This is a genomic window from Achromobacter sp. AONIH1, from assembly GCF_002902905.1.
GTDB lineage: Bacteria > Pseudomonadota > Gammaproteobacteria > Burkholderiales > Burkholderiaceae_B > Achromobacter.
In genome coordinates this window covers 3,112,048-3,130,946 of record NZ_CP026124.1, presented here as the reverse complement: position 1 = coordinate 3,130,946, position 18,899 = coordinate 3,112,048, and the positions used below count along the sequence as shown (strand labels likewise).

General features: G+C 67.2%; 19 protein-coding genes. 2 read left to right on the top strand and 17 right to left on the bottom strand.

Annotated features, from left to right (window positions below):
- Positions 1-55 precede the first annotated feature (55 nt).
- Complete coding sequence (locus tag C2U31_RS14315) at positions 56-787, bottom strand: CoA pyrophosphatase (RefSeq protein WP_103273369.1); 732 nt, start codon at positions 785-787, stop codon at positions 56-58.
- A 123-nt stretch (positions 788-910) separates the two neighbouring features.
- On the bottom strand, positions 911-1,291 hold the full coding sequence (rplS, locus tag C2U31_RS14310) for a 50S ribosomal protein L19 (RefSeq protein WP_103273368.1): 381 nt from the start codon (positions 1,289-1,291) through the stop codon (positions 911-913).
- Between the two features lie 394 nt (positions 1,292-1,685).
- Here rplS and C2U31_RS14305 point away from each other — a divergent pair, with 394 nt between their 5' ends.
- Complete coding sequence (locus C2U31_RS14305; RefSeq protein ID WP_103273367.1) at positions 1,686-2,558, top strand: DMT family transporter; 873 nt, start codon at positions 1,686-1,688, stop codon at positions 2,556-2,558.
- 129 nt (positions 2,559-2,687) lie between these two features.
- Here C2U31_RS14305 and C2U31_RS14300 read toward each other — a convergent pair whose 3' ends face one another.
- The 13 genes from C2U31_RS14300 to C2U31_RS14240 all read right to left on the bottom strand — a co-directional run bounded on the left by C2U31_RS14300 (position 2,688) and on the right by C2U31_RS14240 (position 15,725).
- Positions 2,688-3,080, bottom strand: coding sequence for a hypothetical protein (locus C2U31_RS14300; RefSeq protein ID WP_103273366.1), 393 nt, complete (start codon positions 3,078-3,080; stop codon positions 2,688-2,690).
- Between the two features lie 89 nt (positions 3,081-3,169).
- Positions 3,170-4,603, bottom strand: a complete 1,434-nt coding sequence (locus tag C2U31_RS14295) for a PA0069 family radical SAM protein (RefSeq protein WP_103273365.1) — start codon at positions 4,601-4,603, stop codon at positions 3,170-3,172.
- Positions 4,604-4,820: 217 nt separating this feature from the next.
- Entirely contained in the window at positions 4,821-6,119 is a 1,299-nt protein-coding gene (locus C2U31_RS14290; protein WP_103273364.1) for a sulfate adenylyltransferase subunit 1, read from the bottom strand.
- Positions 6,120-6,194: 75 nt separating this feature from the next.
- The gene (gene cysD, locus C2U31_RS14285; protein ID WP_103273363.1) at positions 6,195-7,103 is read right to left on the bottom strand and encodes a sulfate adenylyltransferase subunit CysD; all 909 of its coding nucleotides are present in this window, start codon (positions 7,101-7,103) and stop codon (positions 6,195-6,197) included.
- A 32-nt stretch (positions 7,104-7,135) separates the two neighbouring features.
- The gene (locus C2U31_RS14280) at positions 7,136-7,891 is read right to left on the bottom strand and encodes a phosphoadenylyl-sulfate reductase (RefSeq protein ID WP_103273362.1); all 756 of its coding nucleotides are present in this window, start codon (positions 7,889-7,891) and stop codon (positions 7,136-7,138) included.
- A complete protein-coding gene (locus C2U31_RS14275; protein WP_103273361.1) occupies positions 7,888-8,952 on the bottom strand; it encodes a sulfate/molybdate ABC transporter ATP-binding protein in 1,065 nt (354 codons plus the stop codon). The genes C2U31_RS14280 and C2U31_RS14275 overlap by 4 nt, the downstream gene beginning before the upstream one ends.
- Positions 8,953-8,975: 23 nt before the next feature.
- Positions 8,976-9,875, bottom strand: a complete 900-nt coding sequence (gene cysW, locus C2U31_RS14270) for a sulfate ABC transporter permease subunit CysW (protein ID WP_103273360.1) — start codon at positions 9,873-9,875, stop codon at positions 8,976-8,978.
- Positions 9,875-10,762, bottom strand: a complete 888-nt coding sequence (cysT, locus tag C2U31_RS14265) for a sulfate ABC transporter permease subunit CysT (RefSeq protein WP_103273359.1) — start codon at positions 10,760-10,762, stop codon at positions 9,875-9,877. Before cysT ends, cysW begins: the two co-directional genes overlap by 1 nt.
- A gap of 24 nt (positions 10,763-10,786) precedes the next feature.
- Positions 10,787-11,815 (bottom strand): sulfate ABC transporter substrate-binding protein, encoded by a 1,029-nt coding sequence (locus tag C2U31_RS14260; RefSeq protein WP_103273358.1) that lies wholly within the window; start codon positions 11,813-11,815, stop codon positions 10,787-10,789.
- 302 nt (positions 11,816-12,117) lie between these two features.
- The gene (locus C2U31_RS14255) at positions 12,118-12,759 is read right to left on the bottom strand and encodes a peroxiredoxin (RefSeq protein WP_103276372.1); all 642 of its coding nucleotides are present in this window, start codon (positions 12,757-12,759) and stop codon (positions 12,118-12,120) included.
- Positions 12,760-13,050: 291 nt separating this feature from the next.
- Entirely contained in the window at positions 13,051-13,980 is a 930-nt protein-coding gene (locus C2U31_RS14250; protein ID WP_103273357.1) for an electron transfer flavoprotein subunit alpha/FixB family protein, read from the bottom strand.
- A gap of 1 nt (position 13,981) precedes the next feature.
- Positions 13,982-14,731, bottom strand: coding sequence for an electron transfer flavoprotein subunit beta/FixA family protein (locus C2U31_RS14245; protein WP_103273356.1), 750 nt, complete (start codon positions 14,729-14,731; stop codon positions 13,982-13,984).
- 70 nt (positions 14,732-14,801) lie between these two features.
- Entirely contained in the window at positions 14,802-15,725 is a 924-nt protein-coding gene (locus C2U31_RS14240) for a histone deacetylase family protein (RefSeq protein WP_199771033.1), read from the bottom strand.
- Positions 15,726-15,735: 10 nt separating this feature from the next.
- Here C2U31_RS14240 and mltB point away from each other — a divergent pair, with 10 nt between their 5' ends.
- On the top strand, positions 15,736-16,893 hold the full coding sequence (gene mltB, locus C2U31_RS14235) for a lytic murein transglycosylase B (protein WP_103273355.1): 1,158 nt from the start codon (positions 15,736-15,738) through the stop codon (positions 16,891-16,893).
- A 204-nt stretch (positions 16,894-17,097) separates the two neighbouring features.
- Here the strand turns inward: mltB and cysM are convergent, their stop codons facing one another.
- Positions 17,098-18,006, bottom strand: coding sequence for a cysteine synthase CysM (cysM, locus tag C2U31_RS14230; RefSeq protein WP_103276370.1), 909 nt, complete (start codon positions 18,004-18,006; stop codon positions 17,098-17,100).
- Between the two features lie 107 nt (positions 18,007-18,113).
- Positions 18,114-18,734: a helix-hairpin-helix domain-containing protein gene (locus C2U31_RS14225; protein WP_199771005.1), complete on the bottom strand. Its 621-nt coding sequence runs from the start codon at positions 18,732-18,734 to the stop codon at positions 18,114-18,116.
- Positions 18,735-18,899 lie beyond the last annotated feature (165 nt).

The window sequence follows — 18,899 nt, the reverse complement described above, 5'->3', positions numbered from 1 at the left end:
CGTCGGGCACCACGACACCTAGCGCCATGGCGCCTGGCGCCGACGCACCCGGCTCTCAGCGCGGCTGCAGCCCGTGATTCAGCAGATGGTACAGATTGCGCAGCATGCCTGCCGTCGCGCCCCAGATGAAGTACTTGCCGTAAGGCATGCCGTAGTAATGGCGCACGCGGCCATCGTCCAGCCGCGCCTCGTACAGGCGGTGATTGGCCGGGTCCATCAGGAAGGACAACGGCACCTCGAACACCTCGGCCACCTCGAACGCGTCCGGCGCCAGCTGGAAGCCGGGCCGCACCAAGGACACGACGGGGATGATGGAGAATCCGGTCGCCGTCAGATACGGCGGCATGCTGCCCAGCACTTCCACATGCTCGGCCGGCAATCCGGTTTCCTCGTGCGCCTCGCGCAGCGCGGCGTCCTCCGGCGTGGGGTCGCTGGTTTCGATGCGTCCGCCGGGAAAGCTGATCTGGCCGGCATGGTCATACAGGTGCGCGGCGCGCTGGGTCAGCAGGATGCTGACGCCCTGCTCCCGGGTCACCAGGGGAATCAGCACGGCGGCGGGCACCGGCGTGCCTTCGCGTCCTGGATAGCGCAGGTCATTGTCGCGCGAGAGTTCGAGCTTCCAGGTGGAAGGCTGGCTCAGCGTTCCGCGCAGCGCGTCGGGCGTGAGCAGGCCGGCAGGCACGGCCGGCAGCGAATCATTGGCCACGACCCAGGGCTGGGAAGCCGGATCGAAACCGGGACGGGCCAGCGGCCGCCTGGGCCGCGGGGATGACGAGGAATCAGACATACGGCTCTGTGTAAAGAAAAAGGCACCCTCGCAGGTGCCTTTTTAACCCGGAAATCCGTATCGGACGAAAACGCGGGAAAGCGTGAGCGTCCGACACAGATAGGGCCGTGTGCCGATAAGCGATCAAGCCGCCGAGGCTTGCTTGCTGACCAGCTTTTCCTTGATGCGAGCCGACTTGCCCGAGCGGTTGCGCAGGTAGTACAGCTTGGCGCGGCGCACGTCGCCGCGGCGCTTGACTTCGATGCCAGCGATCTGCGGCGAGTACAGCTGGAACGTACGTTCCACGGCTTCGCCCGACGAGATCTTGCGCACGGTGAACGCGGAGTTCAGGCCGCGGTTGCGCTTGGCGATCACGACGCCTTCGAAGGCCTGCACGCGCTTGCGGGTGCCTTCAACGACGTTCACGCTCACGACGACGGTGTCGCCAGGAGCAAAAGCAGGCATGGCCTTGCCGCCAGTCAGGCGGGCAATTTCTTCCTGTTCCAGGATAGCGATGAGGTTCATTGAAACTCCTAGTTCATCTTGCCTTTGCGGGCTAACAACTTTTTGCCGTCCGATTTTGTTCGTTGTCCTATGTCCCAGACTGGAAGGGAAAGGCTCCCGACTTCCCGGGCGCCAGACAACGGATATGCCGCAAGCAGAGGATGAGATTTGGCAAACCAATGATTCTACACCAGAATTTCCGAAAATAGCCAAGTCGGGGGACGCGACTGGACGGGACCATGCCCATGGGTGTATCTTGCGAGTCCTATTGAGTAGACATCTATACAAATTTTCCGTGCCAGGTCGTCGGAAGTGACGACAAGACCGCCGATCAGAAGCTCACGGCGTCCTTGCCAGCCCATTTGCGGTACCCTTGCGGTCTTGTAACAAACACGTCACCAAGCAGCTCCCTCACATGTCGTATTCGTCCCTGGTACTGGTCGTCCTGGCCGCGATGGCCCACGCAACGTGGAACCTTCTGGCCAAGCGAGCCGCCATGGTGGGCGCGCCCTTCGTCTTCGCCTACGGCCTGTGCGCCTCGGTGCTCTACGCACCCTGGGTGGTCTGGGTGCTGTTGCACGACGGCATGCAATGGTCCTGGATGGTGGTCGGCGCGATCCTGATGTCCAGCCTGTTGCACCTGGGCTACAGCTTGTGCCTGCAACGCGGCTATCAGGTGGCCGACCTGTCCGTGGTCTATCCGATTGCCCGGGGCACCGGCCCGCTGCTCTCGACCACCGGCGCGTTCATCCTGTTGAATGAACCCGCCAAGGCCAGCGGCATCGCCGGCATGCTGTGCGTGGTGATCGGCGTGTTGCTCATCGCCACGCAAGGCCGGCTGGCCATCTTCCGCCAGGCCCAGGCCTGGGTTGGCGTGCGCTGGGGCGTGGTGATCGGCCTGTTCATCGCCGCCTATACCGTGGTCGACGCCTACGGCGTGAAAGTGCTGCTGATCAGCCCGGTGCTGTTCGACTGGTTCACCTGTGTCACGCGCACCACCATGATGACGCCACACATGCTGCGTCGCCGGGCCCAGAACTGGGAATCGATGCGCGGCTATTGGCACCTGGCGCTGGCCGTGGGCTTCCTGTCGCCGCTAGGCTACATCCTGGTGTTGTTCGCGCTGCAGGACGGCGCGCCGCTGAGCCTGGTGGCGCCGGCCCGGGAAATGTCGATGATGCTGGGCACCCTGGCCGGCATGTTCCTGCTGCGCGAGAAGGTCGGCATCGGCCGGCTGCTGGGCTGCTTCTCCATTCTGGCGGGCGTTGTCCTGCTGGGTTCAGCCTGACGGACGCCGTTCAGCGCGGTTCCGTCTGACCGGCACCCGCTGTCGGGTCCGGTCCAACTGAAGAAGCCCGGGTGGCAAGCGCCGCTCCCCTGCCCCTGCGCGCCGGACCCGCCCGGCATCGCGCCGAGGTCAGAATCCGCCGGCAGCGCCCAGCCACATCAACGCAGGAATCATGGCGCCCCAGGCCAGCACCAGCAGCACATCCGCCACCTTGCTCTTCATGCTGAGCTGATCCGCCACCGGCTCGACGGTGGCATTGCCCAGCGTGCGCTCGCGCGGCAGGCGCGCGGCGCTTTCTCCGGCCTTGCCCTTGCTCGCCGCGTCGTCCTGGGCGGGCGCGGGAAACGGCCACTTGGCCGGCAGCGACGCCAGCCGGCTGCTCGCGCGGGCCGGCTGCGTCTTGCCTGGCATGGACACCGCAAGGCGGGCGCCCAGCGCGCGCAGACGCGCCAGCGGTCCACGGGCGGGATTCAGATCCAGGGCCAGCGCATCGGGCATGGCGGAGAGGTTTCCGGTGTTCATGGGAACTCCTTGTATTCATGGCCGCGCATGCGCTTGGCCCATCGGCTAGACGACACAGGCTCCGGCCCGACAGGCCCGGCGCGATCGGACTACGACTCGAACAGCGACAACTGCCCGGCGGCCGCGGCGCGCAGCGGACTGCGGCCACGGACATAGCCGCTGGCGACGCCAGCGGTCGAGGCATGGGGGACCCCTGAAGACGCTTTCGCGCCAGCCGGGGATGGGAAAACGGGGGATGAGGCATCGTGCGCGCCGTCCAGGCCGGCCACGGCGGGCGGCATGAATTGGTCGCAGCTGAGCTGCAGGCGGCTGCGGTTCAGGCCCAGCTTGCGCGCGGCCATGGAAAAACGCTGGCGCAGCAAGTCGGCCCAGATGCCGGTGCCACGCATGCGCGAACCAAAGTTGGGATCGTTGCGGCGACCGCTGCGCAGGTCTTCGATGCGATGCAGGACGCGCTGGGCGCGATCCGGGAAATGGGCGTGCAGCCAGTCCTCGAACAAGGTCTTGACCTCCCAGGGCAGGCGCAGGACCGTGTAGCTGGCGTAATGCGCGCCAGCCGCCTTGGCGGCCTCCAGGATGTGCTCCATGGACTCGTCGTTGATGAACGGAATGATGGGCGCCACCAGCACGCCCACCGGCACGCCGGCGTCGGTAAGGCTGCGCACCGCCTCCAGCCGGCGCCAGGGCGCGGCGGCGCGCGGCTCCAGGCTGCGGGCCATGGCCGCGTCCAGCGTGGTGACGCTCATGTAGACGACAACCAGGTTGCGGCGGGCCAGTTCAGCCAGCAGGTCCAGGTCGCGCGCGACCAGGGCGTTCTTCGTGACGATGGTGAGCGGATGCCGGGTTTCCAGCATCAGTTCCAGCAGGCCGCGCGTCAGGCGCCATTCGCGCTCGATGGGCTGGTAGGCGTCGGTGGCCGAGCCGATATTGATGGGCGACGGCTTGTAGCCCGGCCGGCTCAGTTCCGCGCGCAGGGCCTCGACGGCGTTGGCCTTGGCCACCAGCCGGGTTTCGAAATCCAGGCCGGGCGAATAGCCCAGGTAGGCATGGGTGGGACGGGCGTAGCAGTAAACGCAGCCGTGCTCGCAGCCACGGTAGGGATTGACCGCCACGTCGAAGGGGATGTCGGGCGAATCATTGCGCGACAGCATCTTGCGCGCGGCCTCGGCCGTGACCTGGGTCTTGGGCGCGGCGGGTTCGCGGCGCTGGTCGGGCACGATGGGGATGATGGGAGCGATTCGGGAGGACCGGCCGGAAGCGGCCGGCGTAGCGGCGTCGTCCTTGCCGGGAAAGCCGGCGGCGCGCTCGGTCAGGCTCGACGAAGCATCTGAAGAAAAATCGGGGACGGGATCTACGAAATCGGCCGGCAGTCCGGAGGCGGACCAGCCGTCGTCGACCTGCACGCGTTCGTCGGATTGGAAGCGATGTCGAACATTAGTAACCGCACCCCGACCGCGCAAGGCGGCGGGGGCGGCAGCCGGGGACCCAGAACCGGCGGGAAAAGAATGATCGATGCTTGCCATAGGAACCACTGTACAAAAACACAGTAGTTTTAGCAAGCCCCGAAAGACTTTTCTTAAGACAGCCCCACTTTACCGCAAGACGCCGGCTCCGTTGCGACAATTCGATTTCATCTTGCGAGATGGGCCGGAAACCCGCGCCAGCATTGGCTTTGGAAGAAAAACAACAACCATCCGGGGGAACGAAAAACGCTCCGCCCCCCCCGAATCCGCAGGCCCGTTAGCGCAGCATGCCGGCAGCCGCCGTCTGATGCGTCGCCTCGTCGATCAGGATGAACGCGCCGGTCGCCGGCACGTCCGCGTAGCGATCGACGGCGAGCGCATCGCGCGTCGTGAACGACACCCGGCCGATGTCGTTCATGCGCAGCACGCCTTCCGTGTTCTCGACTTCCTGCAGCTCATGGATATCACGATGCGACAGCACGGCGCGCACCTTCGCCGAGGTCAGCCGCGTGCCCGACTTGAGCAGATACTTGCGCGCCGGATTGAGCGGCTGCGAATCGAGCCAGCACAATTCGGCCTCGAACTCGCGCGACACCTGCGCGGGCGCGGCCGAGTGCGCGATCACGTCGCCACGCGAGACATCCACGTCGCGGTCCAGCACCACAGTGACGGAATCGCCAGCCACCGCTACGTCCAGTTCACGGTCGAATGCCAGCACGCGGCTCACCACGGCGTCCACGCCGGACGGCTGCACCGTGACGGCATCGCCGGGCCGCAGCACGCCGCTGGCGACGCGGCCAGCATAGCCACGGAAGTCGTCCTTGCGGTCGCCGTCATGGCGCGCCACGCGCTGCACCGGGAAACGCAGCGGCAAGGCGCCGCCGTCGTTCTGCACATCCAGCGCCTCCAACAGCGCCAGCAGCGGTTGGCCCTGGTACCAGGGCGTCTTCGGCGACGACGTGACCACGTTGTCGCCGTTCAGCGCCGACAGCGGCAGCGCGTCAAAATGCGCGATACCCAGCTTGGCCGCCAGCTCGGCGTAGGCGGCGCGGATGCGTTCGAATACGGCCGGGTCCCAATCCACCAGATCCATCTTGTTCACCGCCACCACGATGTGGCGGATGCCCAGCAGCCTGGCGATGGTGCTGTGGCGCTTGGTCTGCGGCAGCAGCTTGCCATCGGCGGCGCGGGTGGCGTCGATCAGGATGACGGCCACGTCGGCGGTGGACGCGCCCGTCACCATGTTGCGCGTGTACTGCTCATGCCCCGGCGCGTCGGCGATGATGAACTTGCGCACCGGGGTCGAGAAGTATCGGTAGGCCACGTCGATGGTGATGCCCTGCTCGCGCTCGGCCTCCAGGCCGTCCGTCAGCAGCGAGAAGTCGATGCCGTCGCCGGCCACGCGCTTGTACTTGGCGCGCGCGATGGCGTCGAGCTGGTCGGCGAACACGCCCTTGCTGTCGTACAGCAGGCGTCCGATCAGCGTGGACTTGCCGTCATCCACCGAACCGGCGGTGATCAGGCGCAGCACGCCGCGGTCGGCGCTGGAAAGAAAAGAATCGTTGATGGCGTTCATGTGCGTTCCTTGCGGCCGGCCTTCAAGCCGGCAAACCCCGGCGCACGGCCGGAGCGGTCGGGTGCTTGCGCGGGATCAGAAGTAGCCTTCCTTCTTGCGGCGCTCCATCGAGGCCTCGGAAGTCTGGTCGTCCATGCGGGTGGCGCCGCGCTCAGTGATGTCGGTCACCGCGGTCTCGGCGATGATGGCGGCCGTGTCGGCGGCGTCGGACGCCACCGGGCAGGTGCAGGAGATGTCGCCCACGGTGCGAAAGCGCACCTGCAGCCGCTCGACCCGTTCGCCTTCCTGCGGCGGCGTCAGCCGCGTCACCGGCACCAGCAGCCCCTTGCGCCGCACCACCTCGCGCTCGTGTGCGTAGTAGATCGAAGGCAGCGCCAGGCCTTCGCGCTGGATGTATTGCCACACGTCCAGCTCGGTCCAGTTCGAGATCGGGAACACGCGCATGTTCTCGCCGCGATGCACGCGGGTGTTGAACAGGTTCCAGACTTCCGGCCGCTGGGCCTTCGGATCCCATTGGCCGAACTCGTCGCGGAACGAGAAGATGCGTTCCTTGGCGCGCGCCTTTTCCTCGTCGCGCCGGGCGCCGCCGATGCAGGCGTCGAAGCCGAATTCCTCGATCGCTTCCAGCAGCGTCACCGCCTGCGCGGCATTGCGCGAATCGGTCTCGCGCCGCAGCACCACGCTGCCGCGCTTGATCGAATCCTCGACGCTGCGCACGATCAGGGTCTCGCCCAGCTCGGCGGCGCGCGCGTCGCGGAAATCGATCACCTCGGCGAAATTGTGGCCGGTGTCGATATGCATCAGCGGAAACGGAAAACCGCCCGGGCGAAAGGCCTTTTCGGCCAGGCGCAGCAGCACGACCGAATCCTTGCCGCCCGAGAACAGCAGCACCGGCCGTTCGCACTCGGCGGCGACCTCGCGCAGGATGAAGATGGCTTCCGATTCCAGCCAGTCCAGGTGGCTGCGTTGAATCACGGCAGACATTGGGTGTTCCCCTTGAATCATGGTTTTCGAATTCATGGCCGGCCAGCGTCGCCGACGGGCGCGATGGCGATGACCCGGTTGCCCGCATGCAGGCCGCATTCCTTGGAGTCCGAGGACTCCCACCACCAGCGCCCTGCCCGCAGGTCTTCGCCCGGCCGCAAGGCGCGCGTACAGGGTTCGCAGCCGATGGACGGATAGCCCTGGTCGTGCAGCGGGTTGTACGGAATGCCCAGCGCGCGGATCACGGTCCAGACCTCGGCCTCGCTCCAGTCCGCCAGCGGGTTGAACTTGTACAGGCCGAACGTGGCGTCCTGTTCTTCGCGCGCCAGCTCTCCGCGCGTGGCGGACTGGGCGCGCCGCTGCCCGGTGATCCAGGCGCCGCGTCCGGCCAGAGCGCGCTTGAGCGGCTCGACCTTGCGGATCTGGCAGCAAGCCTTGCGCAGCTCGACGCTTTCGTAGAAGGCATAGGCGCCATGCGCGGCCACGTGCGCGTCGACGGCAGCCGCGTCTGGCCGGTAGATCGTGACCTCGCGGCGGTAGCGCTGGCGGATCGCGTCCAGCACGCCCAGCGTTTCGGCGTGCAGCCTGCCGGTGTCCAGCGTGAACACCTCCAGGTCCAGCCCGGCGTCGAAAATGGCGTGCGTCAGCACCATGTCCTCGGCCGCCAGCGACGAGGCCAGCGCGGCGTCGGGATAGCGACGCCGCGCGTCGGCCAGCGTCTCGATCAACTCGCGCCAGCGCGCCGCCGCGCCGGCTTCCAGTTCGGGAGGCAGTTCGATCGTCGTCATGCTTGCACCGCGAAGATCCGGGCCCGGCGCGGACGCGCCAGCAGGGTTTCGCCGTCGCGCAGGTTCAGCTCCCGGTACAGCTGTTCCGGCACTTCGGCCTCGATGATGGCGTCCGAGTCCTGGCGCGCCAGTTCCAGATAGGCGCTGGGGCCCGCCAGGTAGGCGTGCGACAGCCGCACCGCGAGACCCTCGCCTTCCGGCCGGTAGCGCTCGATGTCGAATTCGTGCGGCCGCACATAGGCGGTGGCGCGCTCGCCGTCGGCCTGCGCCAGCTCCGGCGCCGGCAGCGACAGCCCCGCGCCCTGCCAGACGCCGCGCGTGGCCACGCCGGCCAGCGAGTTGACGTCGCCCAGGAAGCCGTAGACGAAGGGCGTGGCGGGCGACTCCCAGACTTCGCGAGGCGTGCCCACCTGCTCGATGCGGCCCGAGTTCATCAGCACCACCCGGTCGGCCACTTCCAGCGCCTCTTCCTGGTCGTGCGTCACGAACACGCTGGCCACGTGCAGCTCGTCGTGCAGCCGGCGCAGCCAGCGGCGCAGTTCCTTGCGCACCTTGGCGTCCAGCGCGCCAAAGGGTTCGTCCAGCAGCAGCACGCGCGGCTCCACCGCCAGCGCGCGCGCCAGGGCGATGCGCTGGCGCTGGCCGCCCGACAGCTGGGCCGGATAGCGATCGGCCAGCCAGTCCAGTTGCACCAGCCCGAGCAGGTCGTGCACCTTGCGCTGGATCTGGTCCTCGGAAGGACGCTGCGAACGATGCTTGACGCGCAGGCCGAAGGCCACGTTCTCGAACACGGTCATGTGCTTGAACAGCGCGTAGTGCTGGAACACGAACCCGACCTGGCGCTGGCGCACGTCCACGGCGGTGGCGTCCTCGCCGGCGAACAGCACGCTGCCCGAGTCGGCCGATTCCAGGCCCGCGATGATGCGCAGCAGCGTGGTCTTGCCGCAGCCGGACGGTCCCAGCAGCGCGACCAGCTCGCCGGTCTCGATATGCAGCGATACGTCGTTGAGCGCGCGGAACTGGCCGAAGCGCTTGGACAGATTGCGGACTTCTATGCTCATGTTTGTCTCCGTCGGGCGCCGTGTCAGGCGGCGGCCTGGGTGATGGCCACGGCGGGGCCGGGATACTCGGCGGGCTGGCTGGCGGCCTGCAACTGCTTCGCGTTGCGCCACTCGACCAGGTTCTTGGCCACCAGCGTCACCAGCGCCAGCAGGGCCAGCAAAGAGGCGACGGCGAAGGCCGCCGAATACTGATATTCGTTGTAGAGAATCTCGACGTGCAGGGTCATGGTGTTGGTCAGGCCACGCACCTGGCCGGACACCACCGACACGGCGCCGAACTCGCCCATGGCGCGCGCGTTGCACAGGATGGCGCCGTACAGCAGGCCCCACTTGATGTTTGGCAGCGTGACGCGCCAGAAGATCTGCCAGCCATTGGCGCCCAGCGTCAGCGCGGCCTGCTCTTCCTCGCTGCCCTGCGCCTGCATCAGCGGAATCAGCTCGCGCGCGACGAACGGAAAGGTCACGAACAGGCTGGCCAGGATGATGCCCGGCACCGCGTACACGATCTTGATGTCGTGCGCCTGCAACCAGCCGCCGAACCAGCCCTGCGTGCCGAACAGCAGCACGAAGACCAGCCCCGCCACCACCGGCGACACCGAGAACGGCAGGTCGATCAGCGTGATCAGGAACTGCTTGCCGCGAAACTGGAACTTGGTGATGGCCCAGGCGGCGGCCACGCCGAACACCAGGTTCACAGGCAGCGCGATGGCCGCGACCAGCAAGGTCAGACGGATCGCCGCCCAGGCGTCCGGCTCGACGATGGCCTCCAGGTACAAGGCCCAACCCTTGCGGAAGGCCTCGGCGAATACCGCGGCCAGCGGCACCAGCAGGAACAGCGTCAGGAACAGCAGCGCGATGCCCAACAGGATGCCGCGCACCCAGCGCGGCTCGGTCAGGTGGGCGGGACGATGGTCGACGCTCATCAGGCTCTCCCGAGGCCGCGGCGGGCCTGCCAGCCCTGCAGCAGATTGATGATGAACAGCAGCGCGAAGGACAGCACCAGCATCACCGTGGCGATGGCGGCCGCGCCGGCATAGTCGAACTGTTCGAGCTTGGCGATGATCAACAACGGCGTGATCTCGGACACCATGGGCATGTTGCCGGCGATGAACACCACCGAGCCGTACTCGCCCACCGCGCGCGCGAAGGCCAGCGCGAAGCCGGTCATCAGCGCCGGCAGCAGCGCGGGCAGCAGCACACGGCGTATGGTCTGCCAGCGATTGGCGCCCAGGCTGGCGGCGGCTTCCTCGATCTCGCGCTCGACGTCCTCGAGCACAGGCTGCACCGTGCGCACCACGAAGGGCACGCCGATGAAGATCAGCGCGATCACGATGCCCAACGGCGTGAACGCGACCTTCCAGCCGAACCACTCGGCCAGCGGCGCGCCCAGCCAGCCTTTTTCCGAATACAGCGCGGTCAGCGCGATGCCGGCGACGGCGGTGGGCAGCGCGAAAGGCAGGTCCACCAGCGCATCCAGGATCTTCTTGCCCGGGAAGCGATAACGCACCAGTACCCAGGCCACGATGGTGCCGAACACCAGGTTCACCAGCGCGGCGATCAGGGACGCGCCGAAGGTGAGCTTGTAGGACGCCACCACGCGCGGCGAAGCGACGGCGTCCCAGAAGCCCTGCCAGCCGAGCGAGGCGCTCTTGATGGGCAGCGCGGCCAGCGGAATGAGCACCAGCAGGCTCAGGTAGAGCACCGCATAGCCCATGGAAATGCCGAAGCCGGGCAATACGCCCGGGCTGCTGCGGCGAACGGCAAAAGGCGCTTGCGCGCCCGTTGCCGCCGGTGTCGAGGCTGAGGTCATGGCCGTCGTCCGATGGTCAGGAGATCATTTCTTCTGAGGCTGGTAGATCTGGTCGAAGGTGCCGCCATCGCTGAAGTGATCCTTCTGCGCCTTGCGCCAGCCGCCGAAGATCTTGTCGTCGATCTTCACGAGTTTGACCTTGGGGAACTTGCTTTCGTACTTGGCCGCCACGTCCTTGTCGATGGGGCGGTAGTAGTTCTTGGCGATGATTTCCTGCGCCGCCGGCGTGTACAGGAATTCCAGGTAGGCCTGGGCCGCGGCGCGGGTGCCCTTCTTGTCGACGATCTTGTCGACCACGGCCACCGGCGGCTCGGCCAGGATGGACAGCGAGGGCACCACGATGTCGAACTTGTCCGGACCCAGCTCCTCGAGCGCCAGGAAAGCCTCGTTCTCCCAGGCCAGCAGCACGTCGCCCACGCCGCGCTCGACGAAGGTGGTGGTGGCGCCGCGCGCGCCGGTATCCAGCACCGGCACGTGCTTGAGCAGCTCGCCGACATAGGCCTTGGCCTTGTCCTCGCTGCCGCCGTTCTTCTCGAGCGCGTAGGCCCAGGCCGCCAGGTAATTCCAGCGCGCGCCGCCGGAAGTCTTGGGGTTGGGGGTGATGACCTGCACGCCGTCCTTGACCAGGTCGTCCCAGTCCTTGATCTGCTTGGGATTGCCCTTGCGCACCAGGAACACGATGGTGGAGGTGTAGGGCGAGCTGTTCTGCGGCAGGCGGGCCTGCCAGTTTTCCGGGAGCAGGCCGCGATCGGCGATGGCGTCGATGTCGTAGGCCAGGGCCAGCGTCACCACGTCGGCTTCCAGTCCGTCGATGACCGAACGCGCCTGGCGGCCCGAGCCGCCGTGCGATTGGCGGATGGTCAGCTCGACGCCGGCCTTGTCCTTGTATTGCTTGGCGAAGGCGTCGTCGATCGCGCGGTACAGCTCGCGCGTCGGATCATAGGAGACGTTGAGCAGCGTCTGCTTCTGCTGCGCCTGGGCCGGCGCGATCGCCGCGAGCGAAACCGTCACTGCAGCCAAGGCGGCCAGCCAACCCGCTTTCCTGAAAGACATCCCTTGCTCCCTGCGTCAGTTTGACAATGTGGAAGCAAGTTTGCAGGCGAGTCGATCTGAACGGAACGAATCATTTTTTAATTGTTAATCGCCGCCAAGCATATAGACGCGGGGCATGGCGAAACCACGCCGCCTCGCCTGCTTGGGGCCAGGCGCAGCGCGCGCCCCTTGCGGAATGCCCGTCGCGCCAGCCGTGGAGACCCATAAAAAACGCCGCGTTCCCAGCGGGGAATCGCGGCGTACTGGCGGCAAAGCCTGCGGGATGCGTTCAGGGCGCGCGGCCCTTCATGCACTCCGGCTATTTACTTATTCGGCTGGGGCGTGATGCGCAGGTAAGGACGCACGGCCTTGTAGCCCTTGGGGAATTTCTGCTTGATCACGGCCTCGTCCTGCAACGAGGGCACGATGATCACGTCGTCGCCGTCCTGCCAGTTCACCGGCGTGGCCACGCTGTGGCTGTCGGTCAGCTGCAGCGAGTCGATGACGCGCAGGATCTCGTTGAAGTTGCGTCCGGTGCTGGCCGGATAGGTGATGGTCAGGCGCACCTTCTTGTTCGGATCGATGATGAACACCGAGCGCACCGTCAGCGTGGCGTTGGCGTTCGGGTGGATCATGTCGTACAGCTCCGAAACCTTGCGGTCCTTGTCGGCCAGGATCGGAAAATTGACCGTGGTGGACTGGGTGTCGTTGATGTCCTCGATCCACTTGTTGTGCGATTCCTTGCCGTCGACGGACAGCGCCAGCACCTTCACGTTGCGCTTGGCGAACTCGTCGGCCAGCTTGGCGGTGTAGCCCAGCTCGGTGGTGCAGACGGGGGTGAAATCGGCGGGATGCGAGAACAGCACGCCCCAGCTGTTGCCCAGGAATTCATGAAAACGGATCGGGCCAACCGAGGATTCCTGTTCGAAATCGGGGGCGATGTCGCCCAGGCGTAGATGACTCATGGTGTCTCCTGCATGCGGATGAAGGTTGATCGAGGGCGGCCCGCCCGCGAGCGCGGCGGACACGGCCGGCAACGGCTCGTCGGCGGCCTGCGACGCCCGGGCTTGCATCCCGCGGCGGCAGCCATGCGACGATTCTTCCATCAAACTCGGTACGGGGGAAATACGCAAGACATATAACCTTATGCAATATTCATGACCCGAATTGAGCGCCCGCAATCCGATGTCACGCGCAAAAGAAAAGCCCGCGAACCTGCGTTCGCGGGCTTTTCCGTAGCGGCCTTGCGTCTGGCTCTATAGCGCGCCGGTCAGTTCCGGCACGACCTGGAACAGATCGCCGACCAGGCCGTAGTCGGCCACGCCGAAGATCGGGGCTTCCGGATCCTTGTTGATGGCCACGATGACCTTGGAGTCCTTCATGCCGGCCAGGTGCTGGATGGCGCCGGAGATGCCGACGGCCACGTACAGCTGCGGGGCCACGATCTTGCCGGTCTGGCCGACCTGCCAGTCGTTCGGCGCGTAGCCGGCGTCGACCGCCGCGCGCGAAGCGCCCAGCGCCGCGCCCAGCTTGTCGGCCAGCGGGTCCAGGATCTTGAAGTTCTCGGCGCTGCCCAGGCCACGGCCGCCGGAGACGACCACGCGCGCGCCGGCCAGTTCGGGGCGGTCGCTCTTGGCGACTTCGCGACCCACGAAGCTGGACAGGCCCGAGTCGGCCACGGCAGTGGCGTCCTCGATCGCGGCCGAGCCGCCGGTGGCGGCCACCGCGTCAAAGCCGGTGGTGCGCACGGTGATGACCTTGACCGCGTCGGCCGACTGCACCGTGGCGATGGCGTTGCCGGCGTAGATCGGGCGCTGGAAGGTGTCGGCGGATTCCACGCCGATGATGTCCGAGACCTGCGCCACATCCAGCTTGGCGGCCACGCGCGGGGCCACGTTCTTGCCCGAGGCGGTGGCGGGGAACAGGATGTGGCTGTAGCCCGACGCCACGGCCAGCACCTGGGCGGCCAGGTTCTCGGCCAGGCCTTCGGCCAGCTGCGGCGCGTCGGCCAGCAGCACCTTGGACACGCCGGCGGCCTGCGCGGCCTGCTCGGCCACGGCGCGGGCATTGGCGCCGGCGACCAGCACGTGCACGTCGCCGCCGATCTTGGCGGCGGCGGCGATGGTGTTCAGGGTCGCGCCCTTGAGCTGGGCGTTGTCGTGTTCAGCAATAACCAGCGTCGTCATCTCAGACCACCTTCGCTTCGTTCTTGAGTTTGTCCACCAGCGCCGCCACATCGGGCACCTTGATGCCGGCCTTGCGCGCCGGCGGCTCGCTGACCTTCAGCGTCTTCAGGCGCGGCGCCGGGTCCACGCCCAGGTCCTGCGGCGTCACGGTGTCCAGCTGCTTCTTCTTGGCCTTCATGATGTTCGGCAGCGTCACGTAGCGCGGCTCGTTCAGGCGCAGGTCGGTGGTGATGATGGCCGGCAGCTTCAGCGACACGGTCTCCAGGCCGCCGTCGACTTCGCGCGTGACGTTGACCTTGCCGTCGCCCAGCTCGACCTTGCTGGCGAACGTGGCTTGCGGCCAGTCCAGCAGCGCGGCCAGCATCTGGCCGGTCTGGTTGGCGTCGTCGTCGATCGCCTGCTTGCCCAGGATCACCAGCTGCGGCTGTTCCTTGTCGACCAGCGCCTTGAGCAGCTTGGCCACGGCCAGCGGCTGCAGTTCGACATCGGTCTGCACCAGCACGCCGCGATCGGCGCCAATGGCCATCGCTGTGCGCAGGGTTTCCTGGCATTGGGCCACGCCGCAAGACACGGCGACGACCTCGGCCACCGAACCCTTCTCCTTCAGGCGGGTCGCTTCCTCGACGGCGATTTCGTCGAAGGGGTTCATGGACATCTTCACATTGGCGATATCGACGCCAGTCTGATCCGACTTGACGCGCACCTTGACGTTGTAGTCAACGACGCGCTTGACAGGTACCAAAACCTTCATCCCGCTGCCTCCAAATGGAAATAATTACCCGGCATGCGCCGGGATCGCATTGCACAATTTTTTCCTGATTCTACAGCTTCGCCAGCGCCCGTATATGCGCCACCACGCTGCGACCGAGGGCGGACAGGTTGTAACCGCCCTCCAGCGTACTGACGATCCGGCCCTGGGCATGGCGGTCGGCCACCCCGACGAGCTGTTCGGTGATCCAGGCGTAATCGGCCTCGACCAGCCCCATCTGACCCATGTCGTCCTCCCGGTGGGCGTCGAATCCCGCCGACACCAGGATCAGCTCCGGCCGATGCGCCTCCAGCCGCGGCAGCCAGGTGTCCGTGACGATGGACCGCACCGCCGCGCCCGCGGTATAGGCCGGCACCGGCACGTTGAGCATGTTGGCGGCCGGATGGTCCGCGCCGCTGTTGGGAAAGAACGGGTGCTGGAAGAAGCTGCACATCAGCACCCGCTCGTCGCCGGCGAAGACGTCTTCGGTGCCATTGCCGTGGTGCACGTCGAAATCCACGATGGCCACCCGCGACAGGCCGTGGAAGTCCAGCGCGTGGCGGGCCGCGATGGCCACGTTGTTCAGGAAGCAAAAGCCCATGGCCTGGGAGCGGCAGGCATGGTGCCCGGGCGGACGCACCGCACAAAAAGCGGTGCGCGCCTCGCCACCCATGACCGCGTCGACCGCGGCCACGCCCGCGCCGGCCGCGTACAGCGCGGCCTCGTAGGTGTGCGGGTTCATCAGGGTATCGGGATCGATCGGGTAGTAGCCGTGCTCGGGCACGTGCTGGCGCAGACTGTCCAGGTACTGAACGGTATGGACCCGCAGAATGTCGTGGCGCGAGGCTTGCGGCGCCTGGCGATCGTCTAGATAGGGCATCAGGCCGCTGGCCAACAACTGGTCCGAGATGGCGTCCAGCCTCTGCGGGCTTTCCGGATGCCAACTGCCCATTTCATGCAAGCGGCATGCCGGGTGGGTAAGATACATGGTCTCCATAAGGAAGATTATGTTCATCTGTCGGCGATTACTGCAACTCGGGGTCATGTCGGCCCTGCTCGCGGGGTGTTCCACCACCGCTCCCTCCGCCCCCCGCTCGTCCTCCGCGCCGGGCGTGTCCGCCGCCAGCGAGGCACCTGCCGCCCCCATCCGCATCGGCCCGACCGCCCCTGGCCCGGAGACAGCCGACGAAGGACCCGCCGCGCTCACGCCCAGCGGCGGCCTGAAGCCTGAAGTCCGCCAGTTCCTGGAAGGCCTGTCGGCCGAGCGCAAGCTGCCGCTGGCGCCCATGGTCGCCGCCCTGGAAGGCGCGCGCTACAACGCCACCGTGGCCCGCCTGATCGCGCCGGCGCCGCCCGGAAAGAAGATCTGGCGCAGCTGGCTGACCTACCGCGCGCGCTTCGTCGAGCCCAAGCGCATTGGCTGGGGCGTGGAGTTCTACAACGAGAACCGCGACCTGCTGAACCAGGCCGCGCAGCGCTTCGGCGTGCCGGCCCCCATCATCGCCTCCATCATCGGCGTCGAAACGCTGTATGGACGCAATATGGGCAATTTCCGCGTACTGGACGCGCTGACCACGCTGGCCTTCGACTATCCCGACCCGGACAAACCCGAACGCGCCGCCATGTTCCGAGGCCAGCTCGGGGATTTCCTGACGCTGGTGATGCAGGGCAAGCTCGACCTGGAAACGCGCGGCTCCTACGCCGGCGCCATCGGCATGCCGCAGTTCATGCCGGGCAGCATCATGCGCTATGCCGTCGACGGCGACGACAGCGGCCATATCGACCTGACCAACAGCACCAAGGACGCCATCCTGTCGGTGGGCAGCTTCCTGGCCCAGCACGGCTGGCAGCGCGGCGTGCCCGTGTTCGCGCCGGTGACCCTGCCGGCGGATCCGTCCGCCCTGGTCGACGGCGGCCTGGTGCCCAAGCAAAGCTGGAACACGATCAGCGCCGCCGGCGGCCGCCTGCAGCCCGGCGCCTCCGCCGTTGGCTGGAGCGCCCATCCCCTGGGCATCGTCGATCTGGTCGAAGAAGCGCGCGGCACGGCCCAATACCGCGTCGGTACGCCCAACTTCTTCGCGCTGACGCACTACAACCGCAGCTACTTCTACGCCACCGCCGTGGCCGACCTGGCCGCCGAAATCGAAGCCCGCGTCGGCCGCTGAACGCGGCCGGCAAACCGCCTCAACCAGAAGAGCCTGCCCCAGAGTCGAAGGCTGTTTCAATCCAGGCCGCACGGAGCCGGCTTTGCCGGTCCGTCGCGGCGCCCCTTGAGGGGAGAAGCGCACAGCGCTTCAGGGGCGGGCCTCACTCTCCGGTCCGTAGCGGCGCCCCCTTGAGGGGGAAGCGCGCAGCGCTTCGGGGGTGAACTAATTGAACACACCCGTGGACAGGTAGCGGTCGCCCCGGTCGCAGACGATGAAGACGATGGTCGCATCGTTCACCCTTTCGGCCACGCGCAGCGCGGCGACCAGGGCGCCGGCCGAGGAGATCCCGGCGAAGATGCCTTCTTCCGCCGCCAGCCGGCGCGCCATCGTCTCGGCATCGGCCTGCACGATGGATTCGTAGGCGTCCACGCGGCTGCGGTCGAAGATCTTGGGCAGGTAGGCTTCGGGCCATTTGCGGATGCCGGGGATCTGCGAGCCTTCGGCCGGCTGCGCGCCCACCACCTGGATCGCGGCATTGCGCGACTTCAGATAGGTGGAAACCCCCATGATGGTGCCGGTGGTGCCCATCGCGCTGACGAAGTGCGTGACACGACCTTCGGTCTGGTTCCAGATTTCCGGGCCGGTGCTTTCGATGTGCGCGCGCGGATTGTCGGGATTGGCGAACTGGTCCAGCACCACGCCGCGGCCATCGGCCTGCATCTCGGTGGCCAGATCCCGGGCGTACTCCATGCCGCCCTTGTCGGCCGGCGTGAGGATCAGCTCGGCGCCATAAGCGGCCATGGCCGCGCGGCGCTCGACGGACAGGTTGTCGGGCATGATCAGGATCATGCGGTAGCCGCGCATGGCAGCGGCCATCGCCAGGGCGATGCCGGTATTGCCGCTGGTGGCCTCGATCAGGGTATCGCCGGGCTTGATGTCGCCGCGCGCCTCGGCATGGGCGATCATGGACAGCGCCGGCCGGTCCTTGACCGACCCGGCGGGGTTATTGCCCTCAAGCTTGGCCAGGATGACATTGCCGCGCGCCGCGCCCGCAGCTCCGGGAATACGCTGCAGACGCACGAGCGGCGTATTGCCGACGGTCTGCTCGATGGTGGGGTAGTTCGTAGTCATGGAGCCGATCATAACCCCGGCGCGCGCGCGTCGGCCGCAAAAGCCGCGCCGGCGCCAGGGGCACGCCCGCCGCCCTTCACGCCCGGGAACGTGAAGGACGGCATGGCTTACTGCCTGGCCTTCGCGGCGGCCCCACCCTTGGCGGACTGGGCCGCGCCAGCCGGCGCGCCGCCCTTGCCCGCCGGCGTGGCGGCGCCTTGCGCGGCATTCTGCGCGGCGCCGTCGGCGCCGCCCACCGTCAGCCCGGCGGCCTGCAACGCCTTGGCCTTCTTCGGGCCGATGCCGCGCACGCGCTCGGCCAGATCGTCCAGCGATTCGAAGGCGCCGGCGCGTTCGCGCTCCTGCACGATGGTCCGCGCGGTGCTCGGGCCGATCCCGCTGACCGACTCCAGCTGCTGCGCGGTGGCGCTGTTGACGTCGACGGCCGAGGCCGTGGCCGCCGCTAGCGCCATACCCGCCGCCGCCAACAGACGCCATATCGATCCGCCCATGACCCGGCTCAGGCCGCGGGGACGGCGCCATGGCGTGCGCCAGGGCCAGCCCGGCAGGGACATCGCACCCGGGCGCGGCGCCTTGGCCAGTCGGGCATCAGGCAGATGCGGGGCGGCGTCGGCCTGATGCCCGGACGGCGGGCGCGGCGCCGGACGGCGGCCGGACGCCTGCCTCAGGATGGAGGGAATGGCGGCCAGCCGGGACGAGACGTTGGATAGAACAGCGTATGCACGCATGCGGATCTCCTGAAAGGAAGCGGACGCGACGGTTGTCGCGCCACCCGCAAATCATGGCGATCGCCGGCAGCTGGCGGCGCGGCGGTGAACGGAAACATCCACGTCGGCAAATACGCGTGCCGGGAATGCTCCGGCTTCCCACGAAAAAACCGCCGGCATGACCAG

What these genes read in the sequence shown, in the direction of transcription:
- C2U31_RS14315 (WP_103273369.1), bottom strand. Translation starts at nt 787, where the DNA reads ATGTCTGATTCCTCGTCATCCCCGCGGCCCAGGCGGCCGCTGGCCCGT.
- rplS (WP_103273368.1), bottom strand. Translation starts at nt 1,291, where the DNA reads ATGAACCTCATCGCTATCCTGGAACAGGAAGAAATTGCCCGCCTGACT.
- C2U31_RS14305 (WP_103273367.1), top strand. Translation starts at nt 1,686, where the DNA reads ATGTCGTATTCGTCCCTGGTACTGGTCGTCCTGGCCGCGATGGCCCAC.
- C2U31_RS14300 (WP_103273366.1), bottom strand. Translation starts at nt 3,080, where the DNA reads ATGAACACCGGAAACCTCTCCGCCATGCCCGATGCGCTGGCCCTGGAT.
- C2U31_RS14295 (WP_103273365.1), bottom strand. Translation starts at nt 4,603, where the DNA reads ATGGCAAGCATCGATCATTCTTTTCCCGCCGGTTCTGGGTCCCCGGCT.
- C2U31_RS14290 (WP_103273364.1), bottom strand. Translation starts at nt 6,119, where the DNA reads ATGAACGCCATCAACGATTCTTTTCTTTCCAGCGCCGACCGCGGCGTG.
- cysD (WP_103273363.1), bottom strand. Translation starts at nt 7,103, where the DNA reads ATGTCTGCCGTGATTCAACGCAGCCACCTGGACTGGCTGGAATCGGAA.
- C2U31_RS14280 (WP_103273362.1), bottom strand. Translation starts at nt 7,891, where the DNA reads ATGACGACGATCGAACTGCCTCCCGAACTGGAAGCCGGCGCGGCGGCG.
- C2U31_RS14275 (WP_103273361.1), bottom strand. Translation starts at nt 8,952, where the DNA reads ATGAGCATAGAAGTCCGCAATCTGTCCAAGCGCTTCGGCCAGTTCCGC.
- cysW (WP_103273360.1), bottom strand. Translation starts at nt 9,875, where the DNA reads ATGAGCGTCGACCATCGTCCCGCCCACCTGACCGAGCCGCGCTGGGTG.
- cysT (WP_103273359.1), bottom strand. Translation starts at nt 10,762, where the DNA reads ATGACCTCAGCCTCGACACCGGCGGCAACGGGCGCGCAAGCGCCTTTT.
- C2U31_RS14260 (WP_103273358.1), bottom strand. Translation starts at nt 11,815, where the DNA reads ATGTCTTTCAGGAAAGCGGGTTGGCTGGCCGCCTTGGCTGCAGTGACG.
- C2U31_RS14255 (WP_103276372.1), bottom strand. Translation starts at nt 12,759, where the DNA reads ATGAGTCATCTACGCCTGGGCGACATCGCCCCCGATTTCGAACAGGAA.
- C2U31_RS14250 (WP_103273357.1), bottom strand. Translation starts at nt 13,980, where the DNA reads ATGACGACGCTGGTTATTGCTGAACACGACAACGCCCAGCTCAAGGGC.
- C2U31_RS14245 (WP_103273356.1), bottom strand. Translation starts at nt 14,731, where the DNA reads ATGAAGGTTTTGGTACCTGTCAAGCGCGTCGTTGACTACAACGTCAAG.
- C2U31_RS14240 (WP_199771033.1), bottom strand. Translation starts at nt 15,725, where the DNA reads ATGGAGACCATGTATCTTACCCACCCGGCATGCCGCTTGCATGAAATG.
- mltB (WP_103273355.1), top strand. Translation starts at nt 15,736, where the DNA reads ATGTTCATCTGTCGGCGATTACTGCAACTCGGGGTCATGTCGGCCCTG.
- cysM (WP_103276370.1), bottom strand. Translation starts at nt 18,006, where the DNA reads ATGACTACGAACTACCCCACCATCGAGCAGACCGTCGGCAATACGCCG.
- C2U31_RS14225 (WP_199771005.1), bottom strand. Translation starts at nt 18,734, where the DNA reads ATGCGTGCATACGCTGTTCTATCCAACGTCTCGTCCCGGCTGGCCGCC.